The 16,115-nt window shown below is 66.3% G+C and carries 20 protein-coding genes; 13 read left to right on the top strand and 7 right to left on the bottom strand.

Going from position 1 to position 16,115, the window contains the following annotated elements:
- Positions 1-23: 23 nt before the first annotated feature.
- Positions 24-257, top strand: coding sequence for an MbtH family protein (locus tag D5S18_RS17800; RefSeq protein WP_120042083.1), 234 nt, complete (start codon positions 24-26; stop codon positions 255-257).
- A gap of 74 nt (positions 258-331) precedes the next feature.
- Positions 332-559: a zf-HC2 domain-containing protein gene (locus D5S18_RS17795; protein ID WP_120042082.1), complete on the top strand. Its 228-nt coding sequence runs from the start codon at positions 332-334 to the stop codon at positions 557-559.
- Positions 560-562: 3 nt separating this feature from the next.
- Here the strand turns inward: D5S18_RS17795 and D5S18_RS17790 are convergent, their stop codons facing one another.
- Positions 563-1,339: a TetR/AcrR family transcriptional regulator C-terminal domain-containing protein gene (locus D5S18_RS17790; protein WP_239003829.1), complete on the bottom strand. Its 777-nt coding sequence runs from the start codon at positions 1,337-1,339 to the stop codon at positions 563-565.
- A 23-nt stretch (positions 1,340-1,362) separates the two neighbouring features.
- On the opposite strand from D5S18_RS17790, the gene D5S18_RS17785 reads away from it, so the two are divergent.
- The gene (locus D5S18_RS17785) at positions 1,363-2,844 is read left to right on the top strand and encodes an MFS transporter (RefSeq protein ID WP_120042081.1); all 1,482 of its coding nucleotides are present in this window, start codon (positions 1,363-1,365) and stop codon (positions 2,842-2,844) included.
- A gap of 44 nt (positions 2,845-2,888) precedes the next feature.
- Here the strand turns inward: D5S18_RS17785 and D5S18_RS17780 are convergent, their stop codons facing one another.
- From D5S18_RS17780 to D5S18_RS17770, 3 genes are read right to left on the bottom strand one after another with little or no spacing between them, the layout of a single operon-like run.
- The gene (locus D5S18_RS17780) at positions 2,889-3,737 is read right to left on the bottom strand and encodes a carbohydrate ABC transporter permease (RefSeq protein ID WP_120042080.1); all 849 of its coding nucleotides are present in this window, start codon (positions 3,735-3,737) and stop codon (positions 2,889-2,891) included.
- Positions 3,737-4,678: a carbohydrate ABC transporter permease gene (locus tag D5S18_RS17775; protein ID WP_239003828.1), complete on the bottom strand. Its 942-nt coding sequence runs from the start codon at positions 4,676-4,678 to the stop codon at positions 3,737-3,739. Before D5S18_RS17775 ends, D5S18_RS17780 begins: the two co-directional genes overlap by 1 nt.
- On the bottom strand, positions 4,675-5,982 hold the full coding sequence (locus D5S18_RS17770; RefSeq protein WP_120042079.1) for an ABC transporter substrate-binding protein: 1,308 nt from the start codon (positions 5,980-5,982) through the stop codon (positions 4,675-4,677). Before D5S18_RS17770 ends, D5S18_RS17775 begins: the two co-directional genes overlap by 4 nt.
- A gap of 336 nt (positions 5,983-6,318) precedes the next feature.
- Here D5S18_RS17770 and D5S18_RS17765 point away from each other — a divergent pair, with 336 nt between their 5' ends.
- The 3 genes from D5S18_RS17765 (at position 6,319) to D5S18_RS17755 (ending at position 9,079) form a co-directional block, all read left to right on the top strand.
- The gene (locus D5S18_RS17765; protein ID WP_120042078.1) at positions 6,319-6,942 is read left to right on the top strand and encodes a TetR/AcrR family transcriptional regulator; all 624 of its coding nucleotides are present in this window, start codon (positions 6,319-6,321) and stop codon (positions 6,940-6,942) included.
- Positions 6,939-8,573 (top strand): MDR family MFS transporter, encoded by a 1,635-nt coding sequence (locus D5S18_RS17760; protein WP_120042077.1) that lies wholly within the window; start codon positions 6,939-6,941, stop codon positions 8,571-8,573. Before D5S18_RS17765 ends, D5S18_RS17760 begins: the two co-directional genes overlap by 4 nt.
- A gap of 83 nt (positions 8,574-8,656) precedes the next feature.
- Complete coding sequence (locus tag D5S18_RS17755) at positions 8,657-9,079, top strand: GNAT family N-acetyltransferase (RefSeq protein WP_239003827.1); 423 nt, start codon at positions 8,657-8,659, stop codon at positions 9,077-9,079.
- A gap of 1 nt (position 9,080) precedes the next feature.
- Here D5S18_RS17755 and D5S18_RS17750 read toward each other — a convergent pair whose 3' ends face one another.
- Complete coding sequence (locus D5S18_RS17750) at positions 9,081-10,241, bottom strand: serine hydrolase domain-containing protein (RefSeq protein ID WP_120042076.1); 1,161 nt, start codon at positions 10,239-10,241, stop codon at positions 9,081-9,083.
- A 448-nt stretch (positions 10,242-10,689) separates the two neighbouring features.
- On the opposite strand from D5S18_RS17750, the gene D5S18_RS17745 reads away from it, so the two are divergent.
- The 5 genes from D5S18_RS17745 to D5S18_RS35760 all read left to right on the top strand — a co-directional run bounded on the left by D5S18_RS17745 (position 10,690) and on the right by D5S18_RS35760 (position 12,842).
- A complete protein-coding gene (locus D5S18_RS17745) occupies positions 10,690-11,139 on the top strand; it encodes a hypothetical protein (RefSeq protein WP_120042075.1) in 450 nt (149 codons plus the stop codon).
- Positions 11,132-11,284: a DUF2997 domain-containing protein gene (locus tag D5S18_RS17740; protein WP_120042074.1), complete on the top strand. Its 153-nt coding sequence runs from the start codon at positions 11,132-11,134 to the stop codon at positions 11,282-11,284. Before D5S18_RS17745 ends, D5S18_RS17740 begins: the two co-directional genes overlap by 8 nt.
- A gap of 110 nt (positions 11,285-11,394) precedes the next feature.
- Complete coding sequence (locus D5S18_RS17735; RefSeq protein ID WP_120042073.1) at positions 11,395-12,108, top strand: class I SAM-dependent methyltransferase; 714 nt, start codon at positions 11,395-11,397, stop codon at positions 12,106-12,108.
- Between the two features lie 131 nt (positions 12,109-12,239).
- A complete protein-coding gene (locus D5S18_RS35765) occupies positions 12,240-12,395 on the top strand; it encodes a dihydrofolate reductase family protein (protein WP_239003826.1) in 156 nt (51 codons plus the stop codon).
- 57 nt (positions 12,396-12,452) lie between these two features.
- Positions 12,453-12,842 carry a dihydrofolate reductase family protein gene (locus D5S18_RS35760; protein WP_239003825.1) on the top strand — a complete coding sequence of 130 codons (390 nt, stop codon included), beginning with the start codon at positions 12,453-12,455 and terminating at the stop codon, positions 12,840-12,842.
- On the opposite strand, the gene D5S18_RS17725 is transcribed toward D5S18_RS35760, so the two are convergent.
- A complete protein-coding gene (locus D5S18_RS17725; protein WP_120042072.1) occupies positions 12,843-13,148 on the bottom strand; it encodes a hypothetical protein in 306 nt (101 codons plus the stop codon).
- Between the two features lie 451 nt (positions 13,149-13,599).
- Between D5S18_RS17725 and D5S18_RS17720 the strand changes: the two genes are divergently transcribed.
- Entirely contained in the window at positions 13,600-14,121 is a 522-nt protein-coding gene (locus D5S18_RS17720; RefSeq protein ID WP_147403987.1) for a hypothetical protein, read from the top strand.
- Positions 14,122-14,140: 19 nt separating this feature from the next.
- Here the strand turns inward: D5S18_RS17720 and D5S18_RS17715 are convergent, their stop codons facing one another.
- Positions 14,141-15,301, bottom strand: a complete 1,161-nt coding sequence (locus tag D5S18_RS17715) for an FAD-dependent monooxygenase (RefSeq protein ID WP_120042070.1) — start codon at positions 15,299-15,301, stop codon at positions 14,141-14,143.
- Between the two features lie 98 nt (positions 15,302-15,399).
- Here D5S18_RS17715 and D5S18_RS17710 point away from each other — a divergent pair, with 98 nt between their 5' ends.
- A complete protein-coding gene (locus tag D5S18_RS17710; RefSeq protein ID WP_120042069.1) occupies positions 15,400-16,104 on the top strand; it encodes a TetR family transcriptional regulator in 705 nt (234 codons plus the stop codon).
- The last annotated feature ends 11 nt before the right edge of the window (positions 16,105-16,115 follow it).

Here is a 16,115-nt window from a genome sequence, read left to right as displayed (position 1 = left end):
AGTTGAAATAGGAGGCAATTCGCATGAACAACCCGTTCGACAAGCCCGACGGCCGGTTCAAGGTGCTCATCAATTCCGAAGGGCAGCATTCGCTGTGGCCGGACTTCGCCGAGGTGCCCGACGGCTGGCAGATCGTCCATGCGGGCGATCAACAGCAGTGCCTGGACTATGTCGAACGGTCGTGGACCGATATGCGGCCCGCGTCACTTGTCGAGGCGGTGGCGGCCCAGCAGCGCCGCAACGACTCCGACCACTGAATCACGGCCGGTCCCCGGAGATTCCGGGGACCGGTTCGGCGGACCCGTTCCTACGAGACGCGTCGGGAGGCGAGATGGTGAGAATACGCGATGTCCACAGTCTGGCAGCGGCGTTCGTCCTGAACGCTCTACCCGAGGACGAATGCGCCGAATTCGAGGCGCATCTCGCCCACTGCCCGCTGTGCGGCGACGAGGTCGACGGCATGTGGGCGGCCGTGGCCCACCTGATCCAGGCCCTCGCCCGCGACCCCGACCCCGCGATCAGAGCCCGCCTGGTGTCGCGGCTGGCCGATAGGGCCTGAAACCTACTGTCGGGCAACCCCTTCAGCGGGGTTGGCTAGGGAAGTGCGCCCCGCGCGCTCCGGATCGAGTTTGGCCGCCAGCCCATCCAGAATGCAGCTCAACCCGAAGTCGAAAGCCATCGCGCGTGCCGCGTGCGGATCCATCTCGACCGCGGCCTGGTGGTCGGCGATGAGGTCGGGGTAGTCGGCGGCGAGCCGGGTGATCGTCGCGGTCGCGCTCTGCTGGTCGTACTCCTTGCCGTCGAGCGCCTTTCGGAAGGCGATCTCCGGAATGACCTGCCCGAGTACGAAACCGAGGATGGTCGAACTGGCGAAGTACATATCCTGCCCGGTGAATCCGGCGCCCGCGAAGGTGTCGCGCAACCGACTGGTGAGCCGCCAGGCATTGGGTCCGACGCTGGGGAGCGTGCCGATGAGCGCGGCGGCCCACGGATGTGCGTGCAGGGTTTGGCGCAGGCTGTAGGCGAAGGCGGTGGCGATCTGCTGCCAACCTGCCGCGTCCGATTCGGGAAGGTCGAGTTCGGACCAGAATTCGTCGAGGGCCAACTCGAGCAGTTCGTCCTTGTTGGGTACGTACCAGTAGATGCTGGTCGCGCCCGCACCGAGGGCCGCGCCGAGTTTGCGCATGCTGAGCGCCTCTAGTCCGTCGCGGTCCAGCAGGGTGACGGCGGCGGCGACGATCTGGTCGCGGTCGAGTCCGGTTGCTCTCGGGCGGCGGGGCTCGCGGCTCCAGACCGAGGTGAACACCTCGGTCCGCGAATTATTCTCTCGCACGTTCACCGAGTCTATCGTACGCTGTGCGAATGAAATCGAACACTGTACGAGAACAGTCGAACGCTGTACGAGATCCGCGCCGCTGGTGGATTCTCGTGGTGCTCTGCCTGGCGCTACTGGTGCTGATGATCGACGGCACCGTGCTCAACCTCGCCATACCGTCGCTCATTCGGGAATTGGGTGCCACGCCCTCGGATATTCAATGGATCCTCGATGCGTATGTGCTGGTCTTCGCCGGTTTGGTGCTCACGGCGGGCAGCCTGTCGGACCGCTTCGGACGCAGACGCACCCTCGTCATCGGATTGGCGGTCTTCGGCGTCGCCTCCCTCGGCGCGGTCCTGGCCACCGAGTCGTGGCAGGTGATCGGGGCGCGCGCGGCCATGGGCATCGGCGGCTCGCTGATCATGCCCTCGACGCTGTCCATCCTGATGACCACCTTCGCCGAGGACGAACGGCGCAAGGCGATGGCGGCCTGGTCGAGTTCGATGATGGTCGGCGTCGTCCTCGGACCGACGCTGGGCGGCTTTCTGCTGCAGAACTTTTGGTGGGGATCGGTATTCCTGATGAATATCCCGGTGGCCGCGCTGGCCATCGCCGCCGCAGTGCTGCTCATGGGCGAGAGCGTCGGCGAACAGCGGCCGCTCGACCCGATCGGTGTGACGCTGTCCATCCTCACACTGGCCTCGACGGTGTACGTGATCATCGAGCGGGAGTGGAATCCGATCATGATCGCGCTCGCGGTAGCCGCGGCCGTGGCCTTCGTGGTGTGGGAACTGCGCACCCAGCATCCGATGCTCCCGCTGGCCATCTTCGGCAAGCGGGATTTCACCGGCACCTGTGTCACGCTGCTGATCATGGTGTTCGGCATGGGCGCGGTCATGCTCATGCTCACCCAGTACCTGCAATTCGTGCTGGGCTACGGACCGATGAAAGCCGGTCTGGCACTGCTGCCTTGGGCGCTGGCCGCCACCCTGTGCAACGGCCTCGGCGCGGCGCTGGGCAAGCGGGTCAGCAACAAGGCGCTCATCGTCTCCGGACTGCTCATCACCGCGGGCGCCTTCGCGATCCTGGCCTTGGGCAGCGGATACGGCGCGGTGCTCGCGACCATGGTCGTCATGGGTATCGGCGGCGGATTGGCAGGGCCTGCGGCCTATGCCTCGATCATGAGCGCCATCCCGCTCGAACACGCGGGCGTCGGCTCGGCCATGAACGACACCATCCAGCAGGTGGGCACGGCACTGAGCATCGCGGTCCTCGGCAGCGTGCTCGCCGGAGTGTTCACCACGAACATGCCCGACGACGCACCCGCCGCCGCGCGCGAATCCATCGGCGCGGCCTTCCAATTCGGTCTCGTCGAGCAGGCGAAGACGGCCTTCTCCTCGGCGCTCTCCGCCGGGGCGTGGATCGGAGCCGGTATGACACTGCTGGCCGCGCTGGTCGGATCGGTGTTGCTGCGCACCCGAACTACCGCGCCGCAGGCCGAGCCGGAGGACACCGAGGTTCGGGTATAGCAGTCGGCCTGCGCGGGTCTGCGACAGACCGGTTGTAGCGGCGGTCAACGCCCGCCGAGGCCCGACATCGCGATCCCGCGCAGGAATGCCTTCTGCGCCAGGGCATAGGTGAGGATGAGCGGCAGCAGGATGAGGATCGATGCCGCCATGAGAACCGGCCAGCGACCGACGTACTGGCCCTGCATCCAGACCAGCCCGAGGGTGACGGTGGAGATGTCCCTGCGCTGAATCATGATGAGCGGCCACAGGAAATCGTTCCAGACATTCACCCAGGTGAGCACCGCGAGCACCATGGCGGCCGGGCGCACGTGCGGCAACAGGACGCGCCAATAGATCTGCCACGGCGAGCAGCCGTCGAGGATGGCGGCCTCCTCCAATTCCACCGGGAGGGTGCGGAAGAACTGCCGCATGAGGTAGGTGCCGAAGGCGCTGCCGAACAGTCCGGGCACGATCATGGCCCACGGGGTGTCGGTCCAGCCGAAGGTGCGCATCAGGATGAACTGCGGTATGACGGTGACGGTCAGCGGCACCATGAGCGTGGCCAGGTAGGCCACGAACAGCGCCTCGCGCCCGGCGAAGCGCAGCCGGGCGAAGGCATAGCCCGCCAGCGAGCAGAAGAAGACCTGCCCGATGGTCACACATCCGGCGTACACCACGGTATTGAGGAACATCCGCCCGAAGGGCATGAGGTGGAAGACATTTCCGTAGTTGGCCCAGCGCGGCCGCGCGGGCAGCAGCGTCGGCGTGCTCATCTCGGTATCGCGTTTGAGCGAACCCGAAAGCGCCCACAGGATCGGGAACAGTGTGCACCAGGCCATGGCGATGAGCACGGCATACAGTGCCACGCCGCGCACGACGGCGCGCCTGCCGAGTCGTTGGCCGCGAGCCGACATCAGTCCTCCACCGCGTTCCGACGGGCGAACCAGAGCTGAATCATGGTGAGCGCCAGGAGAATCAAGAAGACGACCCAGGCGATGGCCGAGGCGTATCCGGCATCGCCGTAGGCGAAGGCATTCTGGAAGATCATGATGCCGAAGACGTAGGTTCCCGTCTCCGGCCCGCCATAGCCGGTGAGCACGAAGACCTGATCGAATGCCTGGGCCGCGTTGATGACCGAGACGACCGCCACGAAGGACAGCGCGCCGCGGATCAGCGGCAAGGTGATCGAGCGGAATCGCTGGAATTCACCGGCGCCGTCGATCTTCGCCGCCTCGTACAGATTCTCCGGGACGCCCTGCATGGCGGCCAGCAGGACGACCGTGGCGAACGGCACGCTCTTCCAAGTGCTCACCAGGCACAGCGATACCATCGCCCAGTTCGGGTCGACCAGCCACGGCACCGGTCCGAGTCCGAGCCGGCCGAGCATGATGTTCAACAAACCGTTGTTGGTATCGAAGACCAGATGCCACACCACGGCCATCACCACGCCGGAGACGGCGAGCGGCAGGAACATAATGGTGCGGAAAATGCCGATGCCCTTCAATTTTCGACTCAGCGCGGCGGCGGCAGCGAGACTGAGCAGCACCGTCGGAATCACCGTGCCGAGGGCGAAGACGACGGTATTGCGCAGCGCGATGGTGAACAGCGGATCGGCGGTGAACAGTCTGCGGAAGTTCGCCAATCCGATGTATTGGGCGGGTCCGAACATATCCCAGCGCTGGAAGCTCAGATAGAGCGAGAAACCCAGCGGGAACACCATGAACACCACGACCGCCAGCAGATTCGGCGCGATGAACCAGCGGCCCGCGCGGGCCTGTCGGATTGCCAGCCCGGAGCGGTTTCGCGCTGCGGGGTGATCCGCCTGCGGCGCAGTTTTCCTGGTGAGCAGCATCATTGGTTGCGCAGCACCTCATCGGCATCGGGGGCGAGCCTATCGCGCAGCGTCGTGGCGGCGGCGCTACCGCGCAGCACCGGACCGAAACTGCGACCCATGAGCGCGTCGACGCGCGCCCACGCGCCGGTGACCGGCAGCGGATTGGCATGCGCGGCACCCGAGGTGAGGATGTCGAGGTTGCGCACCCTGGTGTGTGCCTCGGTGAATCCCGCCGAGCGCACGGCCGAATGGAGCACCGGGACGAACAAGCCGGATTCGGCGATGACCGCCTGCCCCTCGGGGCCCGCCGCGAACTTCAGGAATTCCCAAGCCTGATCGCGGCGCGGGCTGTCGGCGGCGATGGCCAGACCGGTGGTGCCGATATTCGAGCGTCCGCCTTGGCCTTTCGGTCCGCCGGGCAGCGCGGTGACATCGAAGTCGAGATCCTCGGCGCCGGAGAAGGAACTCCAGCGCCAGTGCCCACCCATGGCGAGGGCCGCCTTGCCCTGCGCGAACAGGTCCATGGTGGAGAAGGATTGCAGTTCGGCCGGGGTGGGGGCGACCCCGTGCCTGTTGGACAGGTCCGCGTAGAACTGCACGCCCTCGATGAAGGCGTCGTCGGCGAAATTGGCGCGGGTCGGATTATTGTGCGGCACCGCCCATTCGACCCCGTTGTTGAGGCCGAACAAGCCCGCCGAGTAGTGCGGCACCCAGGTGTCGACGAAACCCCACTGGCGCACCCGGCCGGAACGGTCGCGGGTGGTCAGGGCGCGGGCGGTATCGAGGAATTCGGCGAAGCCCCAACCGGATTTCCAGTTGGCGGGTGGTGTGCGACCGGCCGCCGCGAGGATCTTCCGGTTGTAGAACAGGAAATTTCCCGACCACTGCTCGGGCAGCGCGTACTGACCGCCCTTGAAGGCGAAGGTGTCGTACAGCGCCGGAATGCTGTCCGCGTGCAACCGCTTCGCGAATTCCGGGTCGCGGTCGAGCATTCCGTTCAGGTCGAGCAGTACGCCGCGCTCGGCCAGTGCGGCGTAGGTCAACTCCCAGGCCATCAGCACGTCGGGACATTTGCCGCCCGCGCAGAAGGTGAACATCTGCTGCATGGGGTCCGGACCGGAAAGTACGGTGCGCACCTTGATCTCCGGATGTCGCCGCGCGAATTCCGCGATGACCCGCATTCTCCCCTCGGCCTCCTCCGGATTGGCCTGGAAGAAAAAGGTCAGCGCGTCGTCGTCGGCGCCGCACCCGCCGAGCGCGGGAGCGAGCAGCGACGCACCCACCACACCTGCTGTGCGCAAAAACGCACGTCGCTCGAGTTTCATTGTGTGCTGAATCCTAGGGTGCGACATGATCGTTGGCGGGGGAACGCGCTACGCGATTCGGGTATTCACCAGCCCTCGTGGTGCGCGATACCGGGCATCGGTGGTAGCGCACCGATCTCGGCCAACCACAGGGCAAAGCGATAGAGCAGATCCATCGACGACTCCGGCGCGATCCGCGGGCGCTGCGGCCCGGTTCATGTGACGCCATGCAATGTACCGTCAAACAACGGCTCAATCAATAGGTCACTGACTGCGGTCCGGTAGTGTTTCCCCAGGTCGATCTGCCCCTGGAAGTTGCACTTTCTGAAAAATTGCAGTTTGTGTTAAATTTCGGGCATGGCTGAGGTGAAGCAGGGACTGCGCGAGCAGAAGAAGATGCAGACCCGAATCGCGCTGTCGATGGCCGCCCGACGGCTCGCCGCCGAACGCGGACTCGACGCGACGCACACCGACGACATCGCGAAGGCGGTGGGGGTCTCCCCGCGCACCTTCTTCAACTACTACGACACCAAGCTGGACGCGGTGGTCGGTGCCACCGGCGACATCGGAACCCCCTCGATCCGTGCGGAATTCGTCGCGGGCGGCCCGACCGGCGATCTGGTCGAGGATCTGATCCAGCTCTATACCTTCGGCCTCGAGCCCGATGCCGAAGTGCGCGAGTCCGTCCTGCTCGTGGCTCGCCTGATCCAATCCGAACCGAGGGTGCTGGCCGCATTCTTCGCCGAGGGCATGCGCCGCGAGGCCTCGCTCGGCGAACTGCTCACCGCCCGCATGGGCGCCGCGGCTACGCCGCAACTGATCGGGGTCGCCTCGGGCATCATGACCGCGCTCACCACGCGCGCGTCCTATGCGCTCGCCGCCGATCCCGACGCCTCGCTCACCGCCACCGTTCGCGATCACTGCCGGACGGCCGCGCAGCTGTTCGGACGGTCCGCCGTAAGAAAAGGAGAGACCCCATGACCCCGACGGCCACCTCGCCGCCGACCCCGATAGTCCTTACCCAGAAACGCATTCGGCTGATCTTCACCGCGCTCATCGCGGGCATGTTCCTGGCCAGCCTCGACCAGATGATCGTCGGCACCGCCATGCCGACCATCGTCGGCGAACTCGGCGGCGTGGAGAATATGGCTTGGACCACCACCGCCTACCTGCTGGCCACCACCATCGTCATGCCGATCTACGGCAAATTCGGCGACCTGTTCGGCCGCAGGTGGCTATTCCTTTTCGCCATCGGCATTTTCACCCTGGCCTCCGTGGGTGCGGCGGCCTCGTCGAGCTTCTGGGAATTCGTGGTGTTCCGCGGCCTGCAGGGTGTGGGCGGCGGCGGCCTGATGATCATGGCGCAGGCCATCATCGCCGATGTCGTGCCCGCCAAGGATCGCGGCAAGTACATGGGCCCGATGGGCGCGATCTTCGGTATCACCTCGGTGGCCGGCCCGCTGCTCGGCGGTTTCTTCGCCGACCATCTCTCGTGGCGCTGGTGCTTCTGGATCAATGTCCCCATCGGTCTGGCCGCATTGCTGATCGCCTTCCGGCAGTTGAGCATTCCCAGCCATCGGCCCAAGACCAGGCCCGACTATCTCGGTGTCGTCCTGATGTCGGCGGCGACCTCGCTGATCATCCTGATCACCGACTGGGGCGGCAAGCGCTACGAATGGGGTTCGCCGACAATACTTTCGATGATCGCGGCACTGGTCGTGGCGGTCGGCGCGTTCATCGCGGTGGAGGCGAGGGCCGAGGAGCCGATGCTGCCGCTGTGGCTGTTCCGCAACCAGACCTTCGTGCTGACCTCGGCCATCGGCATGGTGGTCGGCCTGGTGATGTTCGCCTCGCTCGCCTTCATCCCGACCTACCTGCAGATGGCGACCGGTGCATCGGCCTCGGTCTCGGGTCTGCTGCTGATCCCGATGATGGTCGGCATGATGGCCACCCTCATGGGCTCGATGACGGCCATCACGAAATCCGGCAAATATCGGATCTATCCACCGATCGGCGCGGTGATCATCACCCTGGGCATGCTGTGGCTGACCCGCATCGACACCCACACCACCATGTGGGAGGTCTCGGCGATGCTGTTCGTCATGGGCGCCGGAATCGGTCTGATCATGCAGATCATCGTGCTCGTGGTGCAGAACGCGGTCACACCCGATCAGATCGGCACCGCGACCAGCGCCAACAACTACTTCCGCGAGATGGGCGGGGTGATCGGTGTGGCGATCTTCGGATCCATCTTCACCAACCGGCTCACCGAAGGTCTCACCGATGCGTTCCGCACCCATATCGGCGAGGTCATGCAGGCCGGGTTGCGACCGGATGGGCTGGTCCCCTCGGTCGTCAAACATCTGCCCACCGATCTGCACGATGCCATTGTCGGTGCGTATGTGAACGCGCTGGTGCCGGGATTCTGGTACCTGCTGCCCGGTGCGGTGGTGATATTCCTGCTGGCGCTGTTCATTCCGCAGTTGACGCTCTCCGACCAGGCCGGGATGGTCGCTCGCGGCGAGGCGGTGCTGGAGGAGTCGGTGACCCCGGACCAGCCCGATGTCACCGATGATCTGGATCCGAACCCGGACCTGATCAAACAGGGTTGATACCGATGCTGGGCTCGAAAGTTGTTCGAGCCCAGCATTTTCGGCTTCCGAACAGTGGTTGTCGAGTAATTCGATTGCGCCCGATGCCACGTGCCGTCGAGTATCGGCACGTGGACATGGTGTACGCGTGGCGGGGCGAACTCGCCGATACCGAACTGGTCGAGCTGACTCGCGCGCACGGGGGCGCGTCGGAACCGGGCCGGTGGGATCGGATCCGCGGGCACAGCCTCGGCTGGGTCACCGCGCGCCCGCCGGACGGCGCGCTGATCGGGTTCGCGAATGTGGCCTGGGACGGCGGCGACCACGCCTTCCTCCTCGATCCCAAGGTGCGGCCCGATCAGCAGCGGCACGGTCTGGGCACCGAACTGGTGCGCCGTGCGGCCGATGGGGCGCGCGCGGCCGGATGCACCTGGCTGCATGTTGATTTCGAGCCGCACCTGCGGGGCTTCTATCTGGAGTCCTGCGGATTCCGTGCCACCGATGCCGGACTGATCGCGCTCGGGTAGGTCAGGAGCACATCGCGGCGTCGAAGACCTTGTGGCCGAGTTCGGCCTGCTCCGCCGAATCCTCGAGTTTATTGAAGGTGACGGTGACGGCGCGACCGTCGGTCGTGATGGCGCTCTGGGTCCAGAAGCCGGGGATTCCGCCGCCGTGGCCCCACGCGGTCTTCCCGCACGGGAAGGAGAAGCGGCCGATACCGAGACCGTAAGTGATATCCGACATTTTGTTCAGCGATCGCGGATCGCGTCGCATCTCGTCGAGTTGGGCGGGAGCGACCACCTTCCCGGCCAACAGGGCGGTGAAGAATCGGTTGAGGTCGGCGCCCGAGGCGACCATGGCGCCCGCCGCGCCACCGACGGACGGGTCCAGGTCGGTCACGTCCACGAGCTTGCCGTCGATGGTCTGGTAGCCGCGTGGATGCGGGCCGCGGATCTCGATCTCACCCGCGAGCGGGAAGTACGTGGCCGACAGACCCAGCGGCGCGAGGATGCGCCGGTCGATCTCGGTCGCCACCGAATCGCCGGTGACGCGCTCGATCACCATGCCCGCGAGCAGGAAGTTGGTATTGGAGTACTCGGCGCCGGTATTCGGCGCGAAGTGCGGGGGTTTGGTCATCATGGTGCGGCGCACCATCTCCTCGGCCTGCTGCGGGCGGCGCGCCAGGGCGTTGGCGTCCAGGTCGTACTCGGGGAATTCGAGATAGTCGGCCAGACCGCTGGTGTGTCCGAGCAGGCTCCGCACCATGATCCTGTTGCCGTCATTGCCGTTGCCTTCGACCACGCCGGGCAGATAGCGCGCCACCGGCGCGTCGAGTTCGACCTTGCCCTCGCCGACCAGTTGCAGGAGGACCGATGTCACATAGGTTTTGGTGTTGCTGCCGATGCGCACTCTCGCGTCATCGGGGAAGGGCGCGCCGGTGCCGACATCGCCCGCGCCCCCGGTGGCGGTCCAGTCGTGTCCGCCCTCGGTGATCACCACCTGGACGCCGGGCATACCTCCGCGCACTGCGGCCTCCATCGCCGCGCGCAGGGCGCTGCGGTCCTTTTCGGCCGCGGGTTCGGGTGTCTCGGGTTTCGTGCCACAAGCGGCGACGAAGCCGAATACCACAGCCAGCGCGGCGGTTCGGCGCAGTATGGGGCGAAAGCGGTTCTTGCGCAAGGTGGCCATCTCCAAGTTTGGGAACAGTCGTCGATATTCACAATACGGACATATTTAGCGGGGGGTTCGCGGCCGGCTCGGCCTGTCGGCCGGCCGCGGTAGCGGCGTACGTCTACCGGGCCGTGGTCGGTGTGCTGCGGGAGTTGCCGCTCGCCGCCGTCATCGCCGCTTCGCTGTTGACCGCTCGGGCCATCGGATACCGTGCGCGGCAGGGTGGCATGAATTCGCGCAGCAGAATGGCGCCCCGCAGAAGAATGAAACACTGCCGTGCCCCAATTGGTTCGATCGTTCTCTGGATTGGTTGCGGGTGCGCGGATTTCTGGATTGGTAGGCAACACGGGCTTTTGGGACGAAACAGGCCGAATTCATTGGGGACCGGTCGGTTCCGGCTCGACACGCAATTCTTTCGAAAAAATAGCGGGCCGGATTCCCTTCGGCGCGGTGATAATTCGTTGGTATGACTATCTCCATCATCATGTCGCCGCCCGCCGGTGCGTTCACCGCGAACGAGGGGGCGCTCACCGCGCGGGTTTCGGCGGGGTCGACGGTGTGCGCGGTATCCACCCGCCTGGGCGATCCCCGGCTGCTCGCGGGCGCGCTGGCCGACGCGGGGGCGGACCGGATCGTGCTGGGAGCGGAGCAGATCGATGTCGCCTGGTCGGATCGAACCGCCCACCTGCGTCGCGACGCGGACGGCGTCTGGTCGGCCGACTTCGCCGGTATTACCGACGAAAAGTGCTGTGTGGACACGGTTCTGGCCATCGACCGGGCCTACGGACTGCGGGTCCAGCAGGAGGTGTTGCGCCGCCTGCGCGGTCGCGTCCCCGCCGCCGGGATGACACTCGTGTCCGAGACCACCAATACCGACGCGTCGGTGACGATGGTGCTCGAGGTGCGCCATGGATGAGCCCGCGCGCATCACGGTGGTCGTCGGCGCGGACGGACAAATCCACGCGGAGACGCACAACCTGGTCGGCCCGCAATGCCTGAACTACCTGTCCATTCTGGAGGATTTGCTCGACGGTGCGACCTCGGAGCCCGCCGTGCCGTGAGGGTGTTGGACAAATATCGAAACCGGAGAGGTGTACTCCGGATCGGGGGTAGGCTCGCTGATGTCGACAGGCCAGGGGGGTACCCAACATTTCGACGCGAGGCGGATTCGATGAGTGAAGACAGCTCGGTAACGCAGTTCGATCCGACGGATATGGATTTCGAGTCGGCATATCAGGGCAAAGCCGAGGTCAATGGCGTGGCGCTGCCCACCGTGCCGTGGGATATCGGCAAACCGCAGCCGGAGTTGGTGCAGTTCGTCGAGCAGGGCGGCGTCTCGGGTGCGGTGCTCGATATCGGTTGCGGCCCTGGTGATACCGCGATCTACCTGGCCGGGCTCGGCTACCGGGTGGTGGGGCTGGACGCCGCGCCAACGGCCATCGAGCAGGCGCGGGAGCGGGCGGCGCGGCAGGGGGTGAATGTGGAGTTCGTGGTCGCCGATGCCACCGATCTCGCCGAGTACACCGGCCGATTCGACACCGTGGTCAGCAGTGCGCTCTACCACTGCTTGAATGCCGAAGCCAGGCGCGGGTACGCGGCCGCGATCGGCCGGGCCACCAAATCCGGCGGCAGACTGTTCCAGACCTGCTTCCAGAAGAACGAGCACAGCGATATCTACGCGCCGTTCGCCATCGAGGAGGCCGAATTGCGGGAGGTCTTCGACGCGGACTGGTCGATCGAGGTGCTGCGGCCGGGTCTGGTCTCGGCGCGCCCGCTGCCGCTGGAGGCGGCCGGGGCCTTCGGCGACCGGGGCATGGTGCTGCAGGAAGGTTTGGACGGATTGATGCGGCTGCCGGTCTGGACGCTGTGGGCCGTTCGCAAGTAATGCGATGACACGGTCGGCGGTGCGCTCGGTGCTGGTGCGCCGCCGGCCAACGGTACCTACCGCGATGAATTCTCCGGCGGCGCGCCGTCACAACAGGTGATACATCAAGGGCACCACCAAGGAGTCACCCCATGCGCAAGCTAACCTCGGGTCTGTTCATCTCGCTCGACGGCGTTACCGAGAACCCGCAGGACTGGCACTTCCCGTACTTCAGCGACGAGATGGGCGCGGCCGTGGACGCCCAGCTGGGCGCCGCCGACACCCTGCTGCTCGGCCACACCACCTAGGACAGCCTCGCGGGCGCGTGGCCAGAGCGCGAGCTCGCGGGCGAGGCCGACGCCGCCATGGCGAAGAAGATCGGCGACGCACGCAAATACGTGGTCTCGCATCAGAACCTCGAATTCACCTGGCGCAATTCCGAACTGCTGCGCGGTGAGCTGATCGAGGCGGTCGCGGAGCTGAAGAGTCGGACCGGCGGCGATATCGCCGTCAGCGGATCGGTCTCGGTGGTGCGGCAATTGCTCGCGGCCGGACTCATCGACGAACTGCACCTGCTGGTGCATCCGGTCGTACTCAACAAGGGCGATCGGTTGTTCGGCGCCGGGGAGCGGATCCCGCTGCGGTTGCTCTCGGCGACCGCCTTCGAATCCGGTGTGGTGCACCTGGTTTACGGACCCGACGCGACTCCGCCCTCGGGTGGCTACGCGCAGGCCCGCGAGCACCTGCCGCAGTAGTCAGGCGAGCGCGGCGGCCACGATGCCACCGGTGACGCGCTGCGCTGAATAGTGTGCGGCACTGTGCAGTTTCGCGCCATTGTCGACAGGTTGCTCTGTGCGCGAGGCGATTTCGGAGCCGGGTCGGCGCGCGCGACCAGTACGCGGCTTTCTTGCCCGCACCTGCGTCGGGTCTTCGGGCATCGCCATCCGGAGGTGCTCAATATTCGCGACCAATACGACGGCCGGGCAGGGGATCCGGAACTCGCCCGCCGATTGCTGAAGCCTCTCGCACCGCAGTGCCGTGCGATTCTCGGGCGCGAGCACAATACGACCATGTGGGCCTTGGCCGATTCTGCGGATGGGACCGCGCGCTGCGGCGCTGCCGCGACGGTCACCGAGCCGTATCGCCGCGCTGCTCGAACTGCGTACGGAGGTCTCCGGCGCGGAGCAGCCGGCCACCATCACGGGCCGGTTGGCGTCGGCCCGGCTGTATGCCGAGGTGGGCGGTATTCGGAAGCGGTCGCGGTGGGTACGGTGCTGTCGGGGACCTGGGCGCGCGTCTATGGGCCGCATGATCCGGCGACCATTGCCGCGACGGCCGAACCTGCCCGGTGGTCGGCGAATTCGACCGATTGATCGGCGGGTCGCGACCCACCGGATCGCATTCGGTGGTATTCCGTATTTGCCCCGCGATTGCCAATTGCGGGCATTGTCGCGGCAGCGAGGCCGTGCCCATCGTGGGCATTGCCGCCGTGCCCAACGGGAAAGGCGATCCGTGAGACTCAGATGGACGGAGAGTGCGGCCGCGACGGCGCACCGATCCGGGCGGCTATTGCATACCTTCCGTGCCCATACATTGCGTGCGACCCTCACCCTACCGATCGTCCTATCCCCCGCCGTCGCGGGCTGCGCCGCGAACGCCGCCCATCCGGCCGCGAATTCGCCTGCCGCGACCAGCAATTCGACTACATCCACCGATCCCGAACTCGGCACCCGGATACCGCTGGGCGATACCGGCAGGGTGGTGATTCCCGCCGACGCCGTCATGGATATCAAAGCGCCCGCCGCACTGGCGGGCGCGGGCCTGCGCTGCACCGTGGTGGACGCGGCGGGTCGGAATCAGGATCTGCGCTCCGCGAAGCGCTCGGAGACGATTCGCGGCGAGGAGTGGGTCACACTGTGGACCTTCTCCGCCGCCCCGAATACCGAACTCACCGTCGGATGCAAGGATCCGACCGCACACGCACCCGCCGACGCCGCGATCCGCGTCCTGCCCAGGGGAACCGCACCGCGCTGAGCCAAGGCAATGGGCCGAATCAGGCGGCCCGAGAGGATGATTGGCGAAACAGCGCCGCCGCGATCGGCTCGGTGGTGAGCAGTTTGGCGAGACGATTGCGCAACCGAATATGCGAGCGTGCCGCCGGAACCAGCAGCGCGCCCGAAACTCGGGTGGCGCGTTGGCGTTTGGTGACAATCGGCCGCATGGCCGCCTCGTAGCGCGCGAAGGCGACGCGATGGTCGGCGGTGGCCGCGAGTTCGATGGCCAGTCGGTGCGCGCCTTCCAGAGCGAGGGTCGCGCCCGCGCCCGAGAGCAGGGTCGCGCAGTAGCCCGCATCGCCGACCAGCGCCACTCGCCCGCTGGTCCAGTGCGGGATACGGATCTGGCTGACCGCGTCGAGATAGAATCCCGCGCTCGCCGCGGCCGCGTCGACCAGTTCGCGAACGTGCCAGCCATCGCTGTCGAGATAGCGGCGCAGCAGCGCTATCTGGGCCTCCCGATCGTGATGGTCGAAGTCGAGTGCCAGGGGTTCGCGGAAGAAGAATATGGCGGTCGCGTCCTGATGTGCCGCCGATCGATACACGCCCGCCGCCCGGCCCGGCTCGTTGTAGAGGGTGACCGCGCCCGGTGCGGTGAAATCCGGCTCGACCTCGCCGACGGCGAAGTAGTAGCCGAGGTGGTGGGTGGCCTCGGCCTCCGGGATGACCGCGAGATTCCTGACCCGCGAATGCAATCCGTCCGCGCCGACCACCAGGTCGTACATCTCTTCGCGGCCGCTGCCGAAGGTGACCGCCACGCCGTCGGGCTGCTGGGTGAGTGAATTGACGGTGTCGTCGTAGCGGTATTCGACATCGCCGGTGGCGGCGTGCAGGGCCTCGGACAGGTCGCCGCGCCGGATCTCCAGATCGCCGGGAGCATTAAAGGAACTGGTCGGTATGGTGGCCGCGATGTCGCCCGCCGCGTCGACGAAAACCAGGTCACGAATATCGGTGGCTCGGGCGCGCAGGGTGGGCAGAATCCCCATTCGTTCGGCGATGCCGATCGATGCGCCGCGCAGATCTACGCCATTGCCGCCGGGGCGGGGTGCGGGGGCGCGCTCGACCACGGTGGGCCGCAGACCATTGCGTTGCAGCCAGTAGGCGAGGGCGGGTCCGGCGATACTGGCGCCGGAGATGAGAACGTTGCGGGAGTTGGGCACATCAGGCTCCTGGTAATCAGCCGGCCGGTTCCTGACCGATGGTCAGTATCCACGGTAGGTTGCTTACCGTCGGTCAGTCAACGACTAGAATTCGGGACGTGACGGAGGCGGGCACCCGCGAGCGAATACTGACCGTGGCACTGCACCTGTTCGGCGCCCACGGCTACCACCGCACCTCGGTGCGGGCCATCGCCGAACAACTCGGCATTACCAAAGCCGGTGTGCTGTACCACTATCCGAGCAAATACGACATCCTCGCCGGACTCGCCGAACCGCTGCTGGTCGCCATGGAGGCCACCGTCGCCGCGGCCGCCGCCGCACCGCCCGCCGTGGCGCGCCGCACCGTGATCGAAGGTCTCCTCGACACCTACCTGACCCACCGCTACCTGCTGCGTCTCGTGCTGAACGACCTGTCCATGGCGGGTCCCGGCGCGATTTTCGAGCGTTTCCGCGATGCCATGCTCGCGGCCAACCACCTTGTCGCCGGACCGGACCCGACCTTCGCCGAGCAGGTGCGCGCGGCGCAGATCATCGGGGCCATGGGCGATCCGATCGTCCTGTACCCGGACGCGCCCACGGCGGAGCTGCGCGAACAGGTGCTCTCGGGTATCGAATCGCTCTGTGGCGCAGCGTCATCCGAGCGAACCGTGCGGCGCGGTCGACCGCCCGCCATGTCGCCGGAGTTGGTGGCGGCGGCACGGCGCATGAGCGAACGGGATGGGAGCGGCGTCGCGGAGATCGCGCGCGAACTCGGGGTGTCCCGCGCCACCCTGTATCGCTATCTCAAAGAGAAAAGATTATGAGACGTCTTTTT

It is taken from the genome of Nocardia panacis (genome assembly GCF_003598715.1).
Classification (GTDB): Bacteria; Actinomycetota; Actinomycetes; order Mycobacteriales; family Mycobacteriaceae; genus Nocardia; species Nocardia panacis.
The sequence above is the reverse complement of the archived record's forward strand: the minus strand, read 5'-3'. Positions and strand labels throughout refer to the sequence as shown.

What these genes read in the sequence shown, in the direction of transcription:
- D5S18_RS17795 (WP_120042082.1), top strand. Translation starts at nt 332, where the DNA reads ATGGTGAGAATACGCGATGTCCACAGTCTGGCAGCGGCGTTCGTCCTG.
- D5S18_RS35760 (WP_239003825.1), top strand. Translation starts at nt 12,453, where the DNA reads ATGGCGAAGAAGATCGGCGACGCACGCAAATACGTGGTCTCGCATCAG.
- D5S18_RS17765 (WP_120042078.1), top strand. Translation starts at nt 6,319, where the DNA reads ATGGCTGAGGTGAAGCAGGGACTGCGCGAGCAGAAGAAGATGCAGACC.
- D5S18_RS17740 (WP_120042074.1), top strand. Translation starts at nt 11,132, where the DNA reads ATGGATGAGCCCGCGCGCATCACGGTGGTCGTCGGCGCGGACGGACAA.
- D5S18_RS17735 (WP_120042073.1), top strand. Translation starts at nt 11,395, where the DNA reads ATGAGTGAAGACAGCTCGGTAACGCAGTTCGATCCGACGGATATGGAT.
- D5S18_RS35765 (WP_239003826.1), top strand. Translation starts at nt 12,240, where the DNA reads ATGCGCAAGCTAACCTCGGGTCTGTTCATCTCGCTCGACGGCGTTACC.
- D5S18_RS17760 (WP_120042077.1), top strand. Translation starts at nt 6,939, where the DNA reads ATGACCCCGACGGCCACCTCGCCGCCGACCCCGATAGTCCTTACCCAG.
- D5S18_RS17770 (WP_120042079.1), bottom strand. Translation starts at nt 5,982, where the DNA reads ATGAAACTCGAGCGACGTGCGTTTTTGCGCACAGCAGGTGTGGTGGGT.
- D5S18_RS17755 (WP_239003827.1), top strand. Translation starts at nt 8,657, where the DNA reads ATGCCACGTGCCGTCGAGTATCGGCACGTGGACATGGTGTACGCGTGG.
- D5S18_RS17775 (WP_239003828.1), bottom strand. Translation starts at nt 4,678, where the DNA reads ATGATGCTGCTCACCAGGAAAACTGCGCCGCAGGCGGATCACCCCGCA.
- D5S18_RS17800 (WP_120042083.1), top strand. Translation starts at nt 24, where the DNA reads ATGAACAACCCGTTCGACAAGCCCGACGGCCGGTTCAAGGTGCTCATC.
- D5S18_RS17785 (WP_120042081.1), top strand. Translation starts at nt 1,363, where the DNA reads ATGAAATCGAACACTGTACGAGAACAGTCGAACGCTGTACGAGATCCG.
- D5S18_RS17745 (WP_120042075.1), top strand. Translation starts at nt 10,690, where the DNA reads ATGACTATCTCCATCATCATGTCGCCGCCCGCCGGTGCGTTCACCGCG.
- D5S18_RS17750 (WP_120042076.1), bottom strand. Translation starts at nt 10,241, where the DNA reads ATGGCCACCTTGCGCAAGAACCGCTTTCGCCCCATACTGCGCCGAACC.
- D5S18_RS17780 (WP_120042080.1), bottom strand. Translation starts at nt 3,737, where the DNA reads ATGTCGGCTCGCGGCCAACGACTCGGCAGGCGCGCCGTCGTGCGCGGC.